This is a genomic window from Nostoc punctiforme PCC 73102 (assembly GCF_000020025.1).
Lineage (GTDB): Bacteria > Cyanobacteriota > Cyanobacteriia > Cyanobacteriales > Nostocaceae > Nostoc > Nostoc punctiforme.
On record NC_010628.1, the window covers coordinates 907,757 to 924,745 of the forward strand.

A 16,989-nucleotide genomic window follows, 5' to 3' on the forward strand; every position below is an offset into this window, starting at 1 on the left:
TGGTGTGTTTTACTTCCGTTTTAAACACTAAAATTGCTATGTGTGTCGCCAAAATAAAGTTAATTTTTCAGCCTTGATGCACTCATCCATCGCTAGAGAAGTTACTTATTTATACGGAAGTTTTTTTTTGGCATAAAAGCTACATTGTTATTTACATCGAAGATTCAGCAGGACACAGTAGTAAGTTACCCATATTTACGATTGCTAACCTTGATAATCAACGGTAAGCGTAAAACATACAACAAGAGGCAATAGCTTTTCTGCCTATTGCCTCAATCTAGTTCTTCAGGAGTAGCCAATAAATTAACTCCTCATATATACATTGCCCAAAACCTTAAGGCTTTGGGCAAGTCTAGTCGGTAATTCTTTAAAGAATTGCCGAACTTTATCCTGTCTCAAAACCCAAGATACAAGTTCAGCAAATAAACAAACTACTTTTATGGTAAACCGAAATAAATCTGTCAACAAGCAGCGCCAGCATTACCAATCTCTAGTAGCAACAGCATTGTTAACTGGTAGCTTTTTCCAATTTATTGCACCTGTACTAGCTGACGGTACAGCTGGTGGTCAATCTATTAGTAACACAGCGACTGCTACCTACGAAGATCCCAACGCGCCAGGGACAACTATAAATGCCACCTCTAATACTGTAACCGTCACTGTGGCAGAAGTTGCTGGGATCACCGTCACTGCGTCGGGTGTTACAGATAACAATGGTGGCGCTGTTGGAGTTAACGATTTACTAACTTACACCTACACCCTAACGAACGTAGGTAACGACCCCACCAAATTCCATATTCCCAACCAAGCAACGACAACCGGGCCTGGTACAGTTTCTGGTGTACTTCCTGCTGATAAAAATGGGGTAACACCAGCTAGTGGCACACTGCAATACAGTACTGACGGTGGTGCAACTTGGACAAATGTAGCAGCAGGTGGTGTAGATACAGCCTCAATTCCGGTTAGCGGTACTGTGTTGGTGCGTGTGCCAGTGACTGTACAAACTGGCGCTCAATCCGGTGACGTAATTAAAGTTACCCTTGGTAATACTCCTGGTGATGCCCAAAACCAACTCCGGAGTCCTGATGGTGGTGACGTTTATACTGTAGATAACGCTGATAACGCAGGTGGTGGAGAAGTTGCTGGCGCACCAGTTAACGGTACACGAGAATCTAGTATTACCCAGCAAATTCAAGTGGGTAACACTGTTAAAACCGTTGCTCTAGCCACAATACTCAAAACTCGAACAGCCTACAACGCTGGTGATGCTTCCGTACTCAATGATGACTTGCTGACTTATGGTTTAAGCTTGCGAGTTGAGAGCAATGACGTAACCAATCGGGGGCTAACACCCGCAGCTTTAGCTGGTACAAATATCAATGTAGATGGTAGTCTAGTTCCTCGCATCTTAGTTTCTGATGCACTTCCAGCATCCACAACTCTTAATGGGACTCCAACCGCTCCTTCAGGGTGGATAGTGGTTTATGCTGGCGAAGATCCTGCCACTACAACTGCCGATCAGTCTCTGTGGAAAACTGACAAAACTCAAGTAACAGGCGGTATAGTCAAACGGGTTGGTTTTATTAACAATCCTAGCTCTATCTCTACAATTGCCACTGGCACAACTGTTACAGGCTTTACGGTGCAAGTAAAGACCACTGGAATCGCAGTAACAACACCGACAAATGTTAACAACATCGCTCAAGTGTTTGGTAAAACTGCTGGCGATCCAAATAGCCCCCTGCTCTTTGACGATTCAGGCGATCAAAACCCAGATAACATCAACCCCTCTACTGGAGCCTTTCCTACTACACCTGACATTGGTTATTATCCCACTACTCCCGGTAATGTTGACACAGGCAATAACAACCAAGGTGCTAATTCTGTTACAGGAAATGTCAACGTTTATACTGTTTCAGTCGCCCAGGCAAACTCAGTTTTAAACGGGCCGAATAATGCACCGGATGCTACTGGCCCATCGGGTTTAACCAACGATGACTTCACTAACAAATCTTCCTTTGTTCCTCCCAACACACCGCCTGGTAGTACACTTGACCCGCAATCGGTTGGCTTCACTAATACAATTAAGAACAACGGCGCTAACCCTAACGACATCACAATAGTGCCAACCGCACCAGCAACATTTACAGATTTGCCAAATAATACAAAGGTGACTGTTAGTTATAATAGTCAATCTGCTGTTTATACCTACAACAGTGCTACTGGTGTTTTTACCATAGCAAACGGTAATACACCAATTAAAATCCCTGCTGTTCCTGCTGGTGGCATTGTTAATTATGGTGTAGAAGTTGACCTACCACCTGGTACGCAACTATCGACTGATATTGGTAAGGGCTTCCCAGTACCGATCACTGCTTTTATTGACACTGATAATAATGGTATACCGAATACTGCGGTTAATGGGGAAGCGTACAATATCTCCATCGATCGCGTCTACACTGGCTTCTTAAAACTGTTGAAAATGTCACGAGTTCTACAAGGAAGTGGCCCAGCAGTGCAAGGGACTGATGGGACATTCAGTATTACTCCGAAGAAGCCTGCACCAGGAAACATTATTGAGTACCAAATTCAATACACAAATATTTCTGATGCTCAATCTGGAACCGGTAACGTGATTTTGAATGCTAACAAAGTTGTGATTACTGAAGATGGTACAGCAGGGGGCAACAACTGGGCGCTAGACAACGACAATAACACTCAAATTGATACTAGCAACATTGTTGGTTCAGCAAAGGATTCTGGGGCTTCAACTATCCAGTTCTTCAATGGTAATCCGGCTACTAACTCTAGTATCGATCAAACTGGAACCACGCTAAACAGTGATGTCACAAAGTATGTAGATACTGCCACTGGACAGATTGCACCTGGTGTTCAAAGAACATTTACCTTCCAACGCAAGGTTAACTAGATAGTTTGATTTCACCCCTCTTTAATTTGCAAAGAGGGGTGTATAGCACATCTGTATTTGTAGCTGGTGCTTTAATCCTAAAGTGCCAACTACAAAATGATTGTTCTCCAGCGAAAACAGGGAAAGATAAATCAGCAATCGGCATTATGAAAGTTTTTTGAGGTTATTGATTATGAAGCGTTTTTCTTTTGCAAGTTTAGGAGCGTTCGCACTTATTGCTACAGTGCCATTTGTTAGTCAAGTGCCAGGAATCGCTTCTCTATGGCATTCTACCAGTGCTGTTGCCCAAAATGTCAAAACTCAAGGGCAAATACAATTGCGCTTAGAAGCTGAGAAGCAAGTGATAGCACAGGATCAGCAGGGTAAGCAAAGTAAGACATGGCAACCTTTAAAAGGTCAAGCCGTGGTGCAACCAGGAGATGTGTTGCGATATACATTAAGTGGCGAAAATAAGAGCGATCGCCCCGTGAAGAATTTGATTCTCAATCAACCTATTCCTAAAGGAATGGTATACATACTGAAATCTGCAATTGCCGCTAATGATACTAAAGTTACTTACAGCATTGATGGCGGACGCAGCTTTGTCGAAAATCCCACTGTTAAATTTACTCTTCCTGACGGGAAAGTGGAAACAAAACCAGCACCAGCAAATGTTTACACCCACATCCGTCTGCAAGTGTCATCAGTTCCAGCCAAGAAAACGGTTAAAGCTACTTATCAAGTCCAAGTGCGCTGATTCGTTATGCCTGATATCACCCGCCTGTAGAGACCTTTTTTTAAGGCAGTCAAGAGCGGAAAACAACCGTGCTTTATAAGGAGAGTCGGAGGGCATCTTCGATAGATAAACAAGTGCTTTTATTAACAAAAAAAGTGGCATTCCAGAGGAGATGTGTTCAGTGAGCCATCCTCAAAAGCAAAAACAAATTACTTATAGGAGTAGCTGGTATCAAAGGTTAACAGCTACTGTTCTTCTGGGAAGTTTTTTGCAAACTACTATATCTATACCAGCGATCGCACAACAGACTAACAATCTCGGTGCGTCTTTGCCATTAATAAATCAAGCTACTTATACTTATACAGACTCTGCTAATAATCAGAAATATGACGGAACTTCTAGTCAGCTTAATGTTACTCCTAGCCCATTATTCGATCCATTAGGGAGAATATTAGGTTGCGCTGGTACTATTTTGCCTGACTATACAGGTTTTTCAGTTGGCGTATACGAATCTAATCCTAGCGACCCAACGGGGACAGAATTAGGTGGCTTGCTTTCTTTGACTCGAACAGAGTTACCCGATATTCCTAATAACAACGTTCCTGGCGGTAAGTCGCCAAATACCGAGAATAGTAACCCCTACTTCGTTACTAATAACCCTGCGGGTGTCTACAATTTCCTACTCGATCCGAATAAGGGTCAAACCGATCCAGGTAGAACTTATATTTTTGTAGTTAATCCACCGCCAAATTCTATCTATAAGCAACGGCGGATCAAGATTGAAATCCTTGGTAGCACTGGCACACAAGGTAATAATATTGTGCGATATGTCGCTAGTTCTCTGGATGGCCAACCAATCAGCCTTACAGGTGAGACGAGGGTAGAGCAAACAGTTGTCTTAGTTCCGAATGCAGAAGTAGTAGGACTGGACTTATTAGCCTTTGAATTCAGTACAAATTTGTGCCAAGCCAATCAGTTGCAGATTGTCAAAACAGGCGATCGCGCTACTGCTGAACCTGGGGATACGGTAATCTACCGCCTCTCAGTAAAAAATCTTGCTGATGCTGGTTTGAATAATATATTTGTCACCGACAATTTACCTTTAGGATTCCAGTTTTTACCTAAATCTGTGCGCGGAGAGTTGGATGGCAAATCAGTTGCTATCACCTCAGAACGCAATGGAAACACAGTGACATTCCGCACAGACGTAACAATTCCTACGGAAAAAACTCTGAATATTGCTTACGCGGCTCAACTAACAGCCGATGCTGTGCGTGGTAACGGTCGCAATAGTGCGATCGTGAATGCCCAACGAGCTGATAACCGTTTTAGCACCAAGGATGGACCAGCAACGCACCAGTTAAAAATTCGTCCAGGAATCGTTTCTGATTGCGGCACGATTATCGGTCGCGTGTTTATTGATAAAAACTTTGACGGTGAACAACAACCTGGTGAGCCTGGAGTCCCCAATGCAGTGATTTTTCTGGAGGACGGAAACCGAATCACCACAGATCCGAATGGTTTGTTCTCCTTAGCTAATGCCTTACCAGGAAGTCATACAGGCGTACTAGACCTCAGCAGTGTACCTGGTTATACCCTAGCTCCCAACCAAAAATTTCGTGAACGGAATAGCCAATCTCGCTTAGTACGTTTAGAACCTGGTGGCTTGGTACGTATGAATTTCGCTGTCACCCCCGCCTTCCAGGAGCCAGTCAAAAAATGAAACCCAGACTGCACCATACAAATATTTTCAACCTAAAGATGATGGGGGTGATGCCAATAGCTCTCAGCCTCGTTTTGTATCCTGCCATAGTTAAGGCAGAACCTACAAATGAAAATCTTTTTTCCCCCGAATCGCCTTCGCAATCAGACAAGGGTGTCGAAGATCCTGACTTTTCAAGGGATCTAGAAAACCTCTCTTTTAAAACGGGAGAGGCTTTGAATTCTCCCCCGTCTTTACAAGCTACGCTGTACACACAAGTTATCGAATTACCCCACCCTAACCCTCGCCTTGGAAAGGGGAGGGAACTAGATTTTCTTTCCACCCTTTCCAAGGGGGGATTAAGGGGGGTAAAACCCGGATCTCAAAGTAACTCCGATTTGCGTGTACACGGTAGGTTTTTACAAGAGAAGGGGGTTAGAGGTTTGGTTTTTCCAGATGATGTGAAAAATCAGGATGAGGATCAAGCAGATCGGAATAAAGTTGCTGAAAAAAGTATGGATTCAAGTTCTCCCCATCTTTTGGGAAGTTCTGACAAGCAACTTCTACCTCTTGAACTTTCTTCAACTAATACTTCAATTCCAGATGTTCAACCAAGTGAAACGGAAATACAAGGATTTCAACCAGCAACTTCTGTTGATTTACCCAGAGACTTAGGTAAACTAGCAGTCATCAAGAATGAAGGACGCAAAGACACAAAAATAGAGCTTCAAACTTCTCCAAGGGAAATACAAGGATTTCAACCAGCGTTTTCTGCTCAATTACCTAGAGGGTTACGTAAAATAGCTGGAGTAATTGAGGAAAATCAGAAAATTCCCCCCACTTCCCCCATCTCCACAGGAATAAAATTCCTGATGCCAACGGCTAACAACATTGTGGATGTTCCTGCTACCACAGTGATTGTGCAATTTCCCGTTGGAAGCACAGTAGAATTACGGTCTAATGGCGTATTAGTCGATCCTTCTTCAATTGGACGAACAGAAACCGATGCCAGTACTAACTTAGTAACGCAGACATGGTATGGTGTTTCGTTAAAAGAAGGTAATAACACCATCTCTGCACAAGTAGTAGGAGGGACAGAACCTCCTGTAACGGTTCAAGTCGTAGTCCGGGGAGCGCCACAGAAACTAACCTTAGAAACTGTTGAGTCTCGTATCCCGGCGGATGGACGTTCTACAGCTACAATCAGGGGTCAACTGATCGATGCAAGTGGTAATCGCTCTAATCGTGATGCTGTTATCACTTTGATACCTACTGCTGGGGAGTTGGTTGGGAAAGACTTCAAACCCGATGAACCCGGATTTCAAGTAGAGGCGAAAGCGGGGCAATTTACGGCTAAGTTGCGATCGCAACTCAAAGCCCAAACTGTCACAATTCGCGCCATCGCTAATAATTTAGAAGCCTTTACTCAATTACAATTTGAAACATCACTGCGTCCGAGTTTGGTTACTGGCGTAATAGATTTACGTTTGGGCGCTAGAGGTACAGATTATTATGGTAGTTTCCGTGATTTTCTCCCGCCTGACAAAGATAACAGAACGCAATTAGATTTCCATTCAGCGATATTTGCCACTGGTGCGATCGGAGAATGGTTGTTTACAGGCGCATACAACAGTTCTCGTAACCTCAATGAAGATTGCAACTGCGATAATCGCCTGTTTAGAACTTACCAATCTAGCGAGCAAAATTATCCTGTCTATGGCGATAGCTCGCAAGTTGATGTTGTTGCTCCTTCCATTGACAGCCTATATGTGCGTCTTGAGCGTTCAACTGGTATCCCCGGAGCCGATCCTGATTATGCCATGTGGGGTGACTACAATACAGAAGAATTTGCGCGGCGATCGCAGCAATTTACTTCTATCACCCGTCAACTCCACGGTTTTAAGGCTAACTACAACTTAGGGAATCTACAAATTACAGGTTTGTATGGCAACCACTTAGAAGCTTTCCAACGAGATACCATTGCTCCCGATGGCACTAGCGGTTATTACTTCCTCTCTCGCAGAATACTACAACCAGGTAGTGAAAATGTCTTTATTGAGTTAGAAGAACTCAATCGTCCTGGGACTGTACTAGAACGGAAACAGCTTAACCGCGGTCCAGACTATGAAATCGACTACGATCGCGGTACCTTATTGTTCCGCGAACCTATCCTTCGTACCGATATCGATCAAACCGGACAAGTATTGGTACGCCGGATTGTTGTTAGCTATCAATATGACAGCGAAGATTCTGATAGCAATATCTATGCTGGTCGTTTGCAATATAATCTTTCCCGCAAACTTAACCAGGAAAGTTGGATAGGAGCAACTTATGTCCAAGAAAATCAGGGAGTACGTGACTTTCAACTCTACGGTGCAGATGCGCTGATTTCTTTGGGTAATCAAGGTAGATTAATTGCAGAATATGCCCATTCCACTAATGATTCTGATGTTGTAGGAAAGGTTAGTGGTGAAGCGTATCGGTTGGAAGCTGAGGGACAAATTACTGACGGGATTCAAGGTCGTGCCTATTATCGCTTTGCCGATACAGGTTTTGCTAATAATGCCACTATCAGCTTTGTCCCAGGACAAACCCGTTATGGAGCGCAGGTTACAGCTAAACTCAGTTCAACCACTAACGTCAGGGCTCAGTACGACCACGAAGACAATTTTGGCATTGCTCCCCAACCCTTAGATACCTTTGAAGAACTGTTTGCACCCCGTTATGAGTCGATACCTGGTAGTAAAGTTGATAATTCCTTAACGACAATTTCCGCCGGGATTCAACAACGCTTGGGTAGTGCCATTATTGATGTGGATTGGATTCATCGTCATCGAGAAGACCGCATTCCCGACAGCGCCCTCAGTGGTACTTCGGATCAATTGCGATCGCGTTTTACAGTTCCTATTGCTAAAAATCTGACTTTCCAAGCCCAAAATGAAATCAGTTTATCTTCCCAAAAAGATAGTGTTTACCCTGACCGTACCATCTTCGGGCTAAATTGGGCAGCAATTCCTGGTGTAAATATCAGTCTGGCCCAACAGTTTTACACTAGTGGTCAATATTCGGGTAATTCCATCACCAGCTTGAGTGTCAACGGTGAACACAAACTCGGATCGGATACTACCTTGACTGGTCGTTACTCAATTTTAGGTGGTGCGAATGAAATGACTACCCAAGGGGCGATAGGTCTAAATAACCGTTGGACTATTGCTTCGGGATTGCGGCTGAATGTTGCTTACGAACACGTATTTGGCAACTTCTTCGGACGGACTGCGGCAGGTCAACAATATGCCCAACCCTTCGCCTTTGGTCAATCAGCATCTGCGATCGGATTTGATGGTGGCGATAGCTACAGTGTGGGTCTAGAATACAGTGATAATCCGCAGTTTCAAGCCAGTGCCCGTTACGAACATCGTTCTTCTTCTGGTGGTAGCAATACAGTAATTACCGCAGGTGCTGCGGGTAAAATTTCTCCGGCTCTCACAGCATTGGTACGTTATCAACAAGCTGGTTCATCCAATCAAAAGCTTTCGGGATTGGGGGATACAGCTACTTTGAAGTTGGGACTAGCTTATCGCGACCCCAATAGCGATAAATTTAATGCCTTATTGCGTTATGAATATCGCAAAAATCCATCAACTATCCCTGACACCATCCTCTTAGGTAGTGGTACAGGTTCCGAAGACCATACTTTTGCTTTGGAAGCTATTTATGCTCCTAACTGGCAATGGGAATTCTATGGTAAATATGCCTTGCGTAACAGCACTTCTTACATAGCCAGCGATTTAGCTGGTACAAATACGGTAAATTTGGGACAATTACGCGCTACCTATCGTTTGGGATATAGCTGGGATTTAGTGGGTGAGGCTCGTGTAATTAGTCAGTCTAGTTACAGCGAAACAGGCTTTATTGTAGAAACAGGCTATTATCTCACGCCTAACCTGCGTGTTTCTGCTGGATATGTATTTGGTAAAGTTGATGACCGGGATTTCTCAGGAACACGTTCCGCAGGTGGTGCATATTTGGGTGTCAGCGTCAAACTCAATGAATTATTTGATGGCTTTGGACAGCAAAAACCAGTGCCACGTCAGCCACAGGAATCTGCAATGAAAACTTTGGTAGGTAAACTCAAGGCCGCAACGAAGGGGATGCAAAAGCGTGAAATATAAAACGATTATTTAAAAACAATACCATTGTAAATCTGAATACAAATGGTAGATTATCTACGATTTTGGGAAAGCTAAAGACTAAAGATTAGTTTGAGGAGAATCAGTCCTCATTGATGATTATGGTTCAGTTAATCAGCATTTTTTAAAGGTTATTTTATGGTGATTTACTAATGAAGAATTTATGGCAAAATATTAATATTTTTAGCTGGGGACTTCTCGGTGCGACATTAGTACTTCAACCTACAGTAGCGCAAGCTCAATATATCCAGCGATCGTTCCTAAACCCCAGCTTTGAGCAACCTGTATTTGGTAATGTTGGTCAACAATGTTACGTTCAAGTATCGCCAGGTATTATCCCTGGTTGGGAAACGACTCATGGCTCAGTCAAGGCGGGAACAGGTACTTGTAGTGGTTATGTATCTCCAGGAAATGTACCACTGATTGAGATTTGGAAAACAGGATTTAATGGTGCTAGCACAGCAACGATACCAACTAGTGCAGGAAATCAATTTGCTGAGTTAAATGCAGAGCAAAATTCTGAGTTGTATCAGAATATATGCCTAATTAAAGATGAGACAATTACCTTCTCTCTTTTACATCGTGGGCGGTCAAGCTCATCTGTGGCTGATGTGGCCAATTTTTTAATTGGACTAAATACCAATCCAACATCAACTATTTTTGGCAGATTCTCAACAACTAGCAATGGAACAGTTACGGCACAACCAGTAGCACAGAATGGTGCAACTATTCCTACTGTAACTAACAATAATGCAGGAAATGGCTGGGTAAGATACACTGGTACAGTGCCTTACACTGGTGCTAGTGGGAATCAACCTGTAGGATTTGCGGCTGTTTCCACGGCGGGCGGAAACAATACTATAGGCAACTTCCTTGATGAAGTCCAATTTGCTGGTAAACCGGTGCTTGAGTTCACGGCGAGTTCAGGTGGTGCAGCAGAATCGGAAACTAACCCTACTACTAACCCACCTAAACTTAGGATTGTTGGTTTAGTGCCAACTGGTGGGATCAGTGTTTCAATTTCAGTTTCTGGTACAGCCGTTTTGGGTACAGACTACAACACAATATCAAACACATCCACTTTTAATATCAATATTCCTGCGGGCAACTACGACGGCAGTGATGCTACTAGTGTCTTTACCATTCCTTTTACTGTTATTAACAATAACGTTCCTCAAGGTGTGAGGACAATCGTATTCACTATACAACCTTCATCTAGTTTTTTCGCCAGTTCAACAACAACTTGTGGCGGTTCCCCAACGATCGCTTCTAGCTACACAATTTATGATGATGATTTCCTCAGTGGTAAGGTTTGGGATGATGCCGATAATAGCGCTAACAATACTTTTACTAATATCAATACTGGCTCAGAAACTGGCACTAATGCTGGTGGATTGTTAAATGCTATTCTTGTAGATTCTAATAATAAAGTATTAAAAACAATACCTGTTGCAGCAGATGGTACTTACACCTTTCTCGATGTTCCCCTGAATCAAAACAACGTTAAAATTATCTTGAGTACAACTGCTGGCACTGTAGGTAATACTGCCCCTGCACCATCCCTCCCTTCTAACTGGATCAACACTAGCCCACTAACGACAGCTACTTTTAATACTGGTACAAACATCTCTAGTAAGGACTTTGGAATTGAGCAGTTACCTGATACTAACAATGTCAATGGATCGACAACAACAAATCCAGGGGGAACCAATACTGTACAAGTACCAACATTATCAGGCACTGACCCGGAAGATGGGAACCTTAGTTCTGGCAACAGTTTCAAGATTGTTAGTCTGCCAAGTAATGGGACACTGTACTACAACGGTGTAGCTGTGACAGCGAATCAAATTATTACTAATTACGATTCGACCAAATTAACAGTAGATCCGAATATAGATGGCGCTATAACCATCACTTTCACTGTAGCCGCAATAGACAAAGCAGGCAAAGAAGATCCCACACCTGCTACGGTAACTATGCCATTAACTGCGTCATCATCTGGCAAACCTCAGTTAATTTTAGTTAAACGCATCACCCGAATTAACAGCCAGAATTTAACCAACATTGTAGATGGTCGCAGCGACGTTCCTTCTAATGCTGCTAACTACGTAGCATCTCCACGTGACACTGATGATGATAGTAGTAACACTTGGCCCACTAATTACTTGCGCGGATTGATTAACGCTGGGATAGTCAAACCAGGAGATGAGTTAGAGTACACTATCTACTTCCTTTCCAATGGTCTAGGTAATGCAACTAATGTTCAAATCTGTGATTTAGTTCCTGTCAATAGTACTTTTATTCCTACTGCCTTTAGTAGTATGACTCCTAATGATGGTGGTTTAGCAGGAGCAGATCAAGGTATTGCTCTTGCGCTTAGTTCTAGCACTCCTACGGTTTATCTGACTAATGCCCAAGATGCAGATCGCGGACGTTTTTATACTGCTAACGAGACAGTCCCATCTTACTGCGGCGCTAACATCAATGGGGCAGTGGTGGTGAATATTACACGGAGTCCAGATTTACCCAATCTCGTCAAAGATTTTTACGGTTTTGTCCGTTTTCGCGCTAAGGTGAAATAGCTTTGAGGAAGAAAAAAGGTTAAATATGAGGTTCCTTTTCCCCTTAACCTTTTGCCTTTACCCCTCTTGTTTATACTGGTATGGCTTGTCTCACTTCAACTGGTTGACCAGTCAAGCTAAAAGGACGAACTTCGGTAATTTTTACCTTCACTAACTGCCCTTTCAACTCTTTAATGTCTCCACTGAAGAATGTCAGACGATTGCCATCAGTGCGTCCCATCACCTGGGTTTGGTCTTTAGGATTCTGGTCTTCTACTAAAACTTCTTCGATGCGTCCGAAGTAACGTTGCGATCGCTCGGCTACTTTCAAGTTTCCTAGATGATTGAGCCTTTGGAGGCGATCGCTTTTAACTTCTTCACTTAGTTGATTGTCCCACAAAGCGGCAGGTGTCCCTGGACGCGGTGAATATGCTGCTGTATTCAACATATCAAAGCCAATATCTTCCACCAGTTTCAGAGTATTTTCAAACTGTGCTTCTGTCTCCCCAGGAAAACCAACAATCGCATCGGCACTAATGGAAGCATCTGGCATATACCGCCGAATGGTATCGATAATCCGGCGATATTTTTCATGGGTATAACCCCGCGCCATTGCCTTCAAAAGTTCATTATCCCCAGATTGAAAGGGAATGTGGAAGTGTTTGCAGACTTTGGGTAACTCAGCGCAAGCCTTAATTAATCTCTCTGTAAAATAACGGGGATGACTAGTAGCAAATCTTAATCTTTCAATTCCCGGCACATCATGGACGTAATAAAGTAAATCTGTGAAGTTGTGCAGATGCCGACCTTCTGGTGTTGTTCCTGGTAAATCTCTACCGTAAGCGTCAATATTTTGACCAAGTAAAGTAATTTCCTTGTAACCTTGCCGTCCTAATTCTTCCATTTCAGCCCGGATAGCTGACGGTGTGCGCGATTGTTCAATACCTCGCACATTAGGAACCACGCAATAGGTGCAGCGTTCGTTACAGCCGTAAATCACATTTACCCAAGCTGTGACTTTACTATCCCGTCGTGGTTGGGTGATATCTTCAATAATATGAACAGACTCGGTTGCGACAACTTGGTTGCCGTCAAACACCGACTCCAGCAAATCTTTGAGGCGATTGGCGTGTTGTGGCCCCATTACCAAGTCTAATTCTGGAACTCGCCGCAATAGCGCTTCGCCTTCTTGCTGGGCAACACAGCCAGCAACTATAAGGGTTAAATCAGGCTGATCATGTTTGCGCTTCGCTTGTCTGCCAAGGTAAGAATATACCTTTTGCTCGGCATTATCCCGAATTGTGCAGGTATTGTAGAGAATTACATCTGCATTATTCGGATCTTCTGACCATTCAAAGCCCATGTCTTCCAAAACGCCAGCCATGCGCTCTGAGTCAGCTTTATTCATCTGACAACCGAAGGTAGTGATGTGGTAGTGGCGTTTAGAAGTGGTCATGGGCAATTCTGCTTAATCAGCGTAATGTATGTAAGGTTTATTTTTATTCTAACCCGCATAACGCAGTGTCTCCTCTCTACTCGCTGTCTCAACCCTAGGATTTTACATTGACCAGATGCGATTAATTATGTCTGATCAATGCCGTTGTTTTTTAACCAGAGGAAGGAACGCAGAGGTAACGCTGTGGGGTTATTAGGCTGGGTTCCAAGTGCCGTGGAAGCTGTGGGGGATGACGCTGGGTAATCCTAGTTTGCAAACGGGTTCGGCATCCAGGCGATCGCTATCAAATATCCAAACTTCGCTAGTATGAGAATTAGCATCGTAGACAACGGTTAACACCCAACTTTGTGCAGGGTTTTGGGTATTTTGGGCGTGGATGGGTTCTGAAGGATAACGATTTTCTCCAAAGTCTGCTTCGGTGAGGGTTTCGGTTTTGTTATCGAAGCGGGCGATCGCATTTAATATTTCTTGACTAATATCTGTTCCTGAACGGGATGTTGACATATATGTGTAGCGGGAAGCTTGCCCCACGTTTTGCTGTGGTACATTCGGAAATTCGCAGTGTCCGTTGAATAGCTGCTGAATTGACGTAACTTTACCAGTTTGGGGATGCAGATGAACTCGCGTTAGTGTACTTTTAGCTGGGGTGTGAGTTTCACCTGTAGCTACTTCCTTAAGATATTGGTTAGTTTGAAAATCTTCAAAACGGGCGATATCCACAATCACTGAGCCGCTAGCATCTACATAACCGTTACCAAAATGCCATTGGAACCAAGGTTCGGTTTCTCCACGACTGACTACAGATAAGGTTTCTCGATCAATAACTAAAATCTGAGTTCCTAATCTAGGTTGCCACTCTAGCGAATCACTATAGTTGTTTATCCCTATTAGCAGGGGTAAGACATTCAACCGCACTGGCGGAATGAAAAATACAAGATACTGTCCTGCTAAAACAAAATCATGCACCAATGGTACACCATCTAGCTGATATGCGGCTTGTTTGATAATCCGGCCAGTGGAATCGCTTTTGTAAATATTAAGTGTCGCATTTTGCCCAGGGCTGATGCCAAAGTTAAAAATCTCCCCTGTTTGCTTGTCACGCTTATAATGTGCGGAATAGTTTAATCCTTTTGTTAATCCCCCTAAATGATCTTCGCCCCAAGTTTCTAAAGTTTGTAAATCGAGGGCGTGGGGTTTACCACCTTCCCACAGTGCCAAAAGTTTATCTGGAAGTGCTAGCACGGAGGTGTTGGCAGCATTTTTGATGGGCTTTTGCCATTGATTCCAAATTGGCCCTGGTGCAGTCATCCCATAATTGCCGTAGAGTAGTTTACCTGCTGCGGCTTCTTCTTGATAGCCAGAGGTTTGCACGTAGCGATAAACCCCCGTTGCAACTGCATCAGTAAAATTTACAGCCAGAATTGCCCCATCTCCATCAAACCAGTGTCCCATGTGAATGCCACCGCGTCCTAGCCGTGCGGGGCCATTGCGGTAAAGAGTGCCACGCAATCCATCTGGGATTTTGCCAGAGATAATTGGCAGTTGGGTAGAGGGAAATTCTTTTGCTGGTTGTACGATCGCACCTGCCCAGGCTTTTGTTGTTGACTTTTTCTCAATGGTATGCATATCAAATTTTGGTTGATAAATTATCGATGTACATACCTGCATTCTTACATTTTCATCTTTGTTGCAGTTTTTGAAATGATATTACTCGTTAACTGAGGTAGCTCATAGTAACCAATAGGAATAATCACTAAAGTGAAGTCAATCAAGATTCTAAGTGGTTCAAAAACTATGGTTAGCCAACAAACAATAGAGTTGTCGGGAAATAAAAGATAAGTGAGGCAATGCTGGTCTTGTAATTGGGATTCTCTTAAGCAGCCATCAAGTAGAAGTTCCATAATCCTGCTGCGGTCAGCATCAAATGGTCATCAAAGTTTTCAATCCGATTACGATAAATGACACTGGCGGCGTTGTAGCGCTTCACACCAGCAAAGGCATTTTCGCAAACTACACGGGATTGACTCAATTGACGATTCTCCGTTTTTTGAAGGTCACTTAACTTGCCCCCTTTGGGCTTTTTGTGAGGAAGATGGAGATTGTCATACTGCTTCTGTAATCCCTGAAAGCCCGAGTCTACTTCAATCGGAATTTCATCAGGCACACTACCTGCAATGTCATCTTCGTCATGAAAACGTTTGTCATGCAGTTTGCCTTCTCGTGCTTTGCTTAAGATCAAGACCCGTTTGGTTTCATCAACTGCCGCCAAGTGTTTACGCGTATGACGTTTCTTTTTACCGGAGTAATTCTGTTGTTGTTGTTCTCTTTCTTGAGGTCGCGCAATTGGGCGTTCTGTCCCATCAATCATCACTCGTTGCACTCCTGGAAAGCGTGACAAAAATGCTTCAATGCTTTCGAGATGGCGTTCCGGCAGCGCCATCTTCTGTCCCAAAGCCGCTTCTAATATTGGCTGCAATCGATGCATCCACTCATGTGCCTGGGAGCGATGCATATCAAAGAGCAGTCCCGCCACATCAAAGGTCGGATAACATTTGAAATAGAAAAGGATGAAAAACAATTTGTCTTGGGCTGTAAGTAAGCGGGCTTTGCGTCCTCCACCCAGGCCACGTTGACGAGGCTTGGCCTGTTGAGTATCTAGGTACATCGTGGTAAACGTGGGCAAAAGGGCATCAAATGCTTTCCGGTTCAACCCAGTTAATGCCCTCAACAGTCGGTCTTGCTTCAGCGCACCTTCAATATTCAGCATCATTCTTCCCTACCACTGCTGTCTATTCTCTCTTATTTCCCGACAAGTCTAATAGATATCGTCAAATCTACAGCACCTGTTTTGAAAAAGAACGGTCAGCAAATCACAACTCGGATGTATGAAATCATGTTTCAAAATCATCCAGAAGTCAAAGAACAATTTAGTATGGCGGCTCAAGCAGATGGTTCTCAGCCTGCAAGATTAGCAACAGCAGTTTATAGTTATGCTAACCAAATTGATAATTTGCCTGCTTTAAAGTCGATGGTAGAGAAGATTGCCCATCGTCATGTGCAGACTCATGTTACACCAGAGCAATATCCTATTGTCGGAGAAAGTTTACTGCAAGCCATGAAAGATGTTTTGGGAGAAGCTGCTACAGAAGAAGTGATGGCAGCTTGGACTGAAGCTTATCAGGCATTATCTGAAGTGTTTATTCACAGAGAACATGATATATATGTGGGTGAAGATAAAAAAGCACAGCTTTTGCATTCTTAAGGACAAGACTTAGTGTCATAACAACAGCTTGAAGGTTTGTTACAACAACTTCAATGTTTATAACAACAGCTTGAGGGTTTGTTACAACAACTTCAATGTTTATAACAACAGCTTGAGGGTTTGTTACAACAACTTCAATGTTTATAACAACAGCTTAAGCATTCATAACAATAG

9 protein-coding genes are annotated in these 16,989 nt (G+C 43.4%); 6 read left to right on the forward strand and 3 right to left on the reverse strand.

All coding sequences use genetic code 11. From position 1 onward, the window contains the following. The first annotated feature begins 439 nt into the window (after positions 1–439). The 5 genes from NPUN_RS03910 to NPUN_RS37310 all read left to right on the forward strand — a co-directional run bounded on the left by NPUN_RS03910 (position 440) and on the right by NPUN_RS37310 (position 12,118). On the forward strand, positions 440–2,929 hold the full coding sequence (locus NPUN_RS03910; protein ID WP_012407542.1) for a beta strand repeat-containing protein: 2,490 nt from the start codon (positions 440–442) through the stop codon (positions 2,927–2,929). 172 nt (positions 2,930–3,101) lie between these two features. Next, positions 3,102–3,665, forward strand: a complete 564-nt coding sequence (locus NPUN_RS03915) for a DUF11 domain-containing protein (protein WP_012407543.1) — start codon at positions 3,102–3,104, stop codon at positions 3,663–3,665. A gap of 151 nt (positions 3,666–3,816) precedes the next feature. Beyond that, complete coding sequence (locus NPUN_RS03920; RefSeq protein ID WP_012407544.1) at positions 3,817–5,367, forward strand: DUF11 domain-containing protein; 1,551 nt, start codon at positions 3,817–3,819, stop codon at positions 5,365–5,367. After that, positions 5,364–9,518, forward strand: coding sequence for an Ig-like domain-containing protein (locus NPUN_RS03925; protein ID WP_012407545.1), 4,155 nt, complete (start codon positions 5,364–5,366; stop codon positions 9,516–9,518). Before NPUN_RS03920 ends, NPUN_RS03925 begins: the two co-directional genes overlap by 4 nt. A gap of 170 nt (positions 9,519–9,688) precedes the next feature. Then, the gene (locus tag NPUN_RS37310; RefSeq protein ID WP_012407546.1) at positions 9,689–12,118 is read left to right on the forward strand and encodes a hypothetical protein; all 2,430 of its coding nucleotides are present in this window, start codon (positions 9,689–9,691) and stop codon (positions 12,116–12,118) included. Positions 12,119–12,188: 70 nt separating this feature from the next. Here NPUN_RS37310 and miaB read toward each other — a convergent pair whose 3' ends face one another. The 3 genes from miaB to NPUN_RS03950 form a co-directional block, all read right to left on the reverse strand. Then, complete coding sequence (miaB, locus tag NPUN_RS03935; protein WP_012407547.1) at positions 12,189–13,553, reverse strand: tRNA (N6-isopentenyl adenosine(37)-C2)-methylthiotransferase MiaB; 1,365 nt, start codon at positions 13,551–13,553, stop codon at positions 12,189–12,191. 192 nt (positions 13,554–13,745) lie between these two features. Beyond that, on the reverse strand, positions 13,746–15,179 hold the full coding sequence (locus tag NPUN_RS03940) for a carotenoid oxygenase family protein (protein ID WP_041565900.1): 1,434 nt from the start codon (positions 15,177–15,179) through the stop codon (positions 13,746–13,748). Positions 15,180–15,426: 247 nt separating this feature from the next. Beyond that, the gene (locus NPUN_RS03950) at positions 15,427–16,323 is read right to left on the reverse strand and encodes a transposase (protein WP_234710955.1); all 897 of its coding nucleotides are present in this window, start codon (positions 16,321–16,323) and stop codon (positions 15,427–15,429) included. Here NPUN_RS03950 and NPUN_RS03955 point away from each other — a divergent pair. Then, on the forward strand, positions 16,291–16,815 hold the full coding sequence (locus NPUN_RS03955; RefSeq protein WP_336884923.1) for a globin domain-containing protein: 525 nt from the start codon (positions 16,291–16,293) through the stop codon (positions 16,813–16,815). The genes NPUN_RS03950 and NPUN_RS03955 overlap by 33 nt on opposite strands. Positions 16,816–16,989 lie beyond the last annotated feature (174 nt).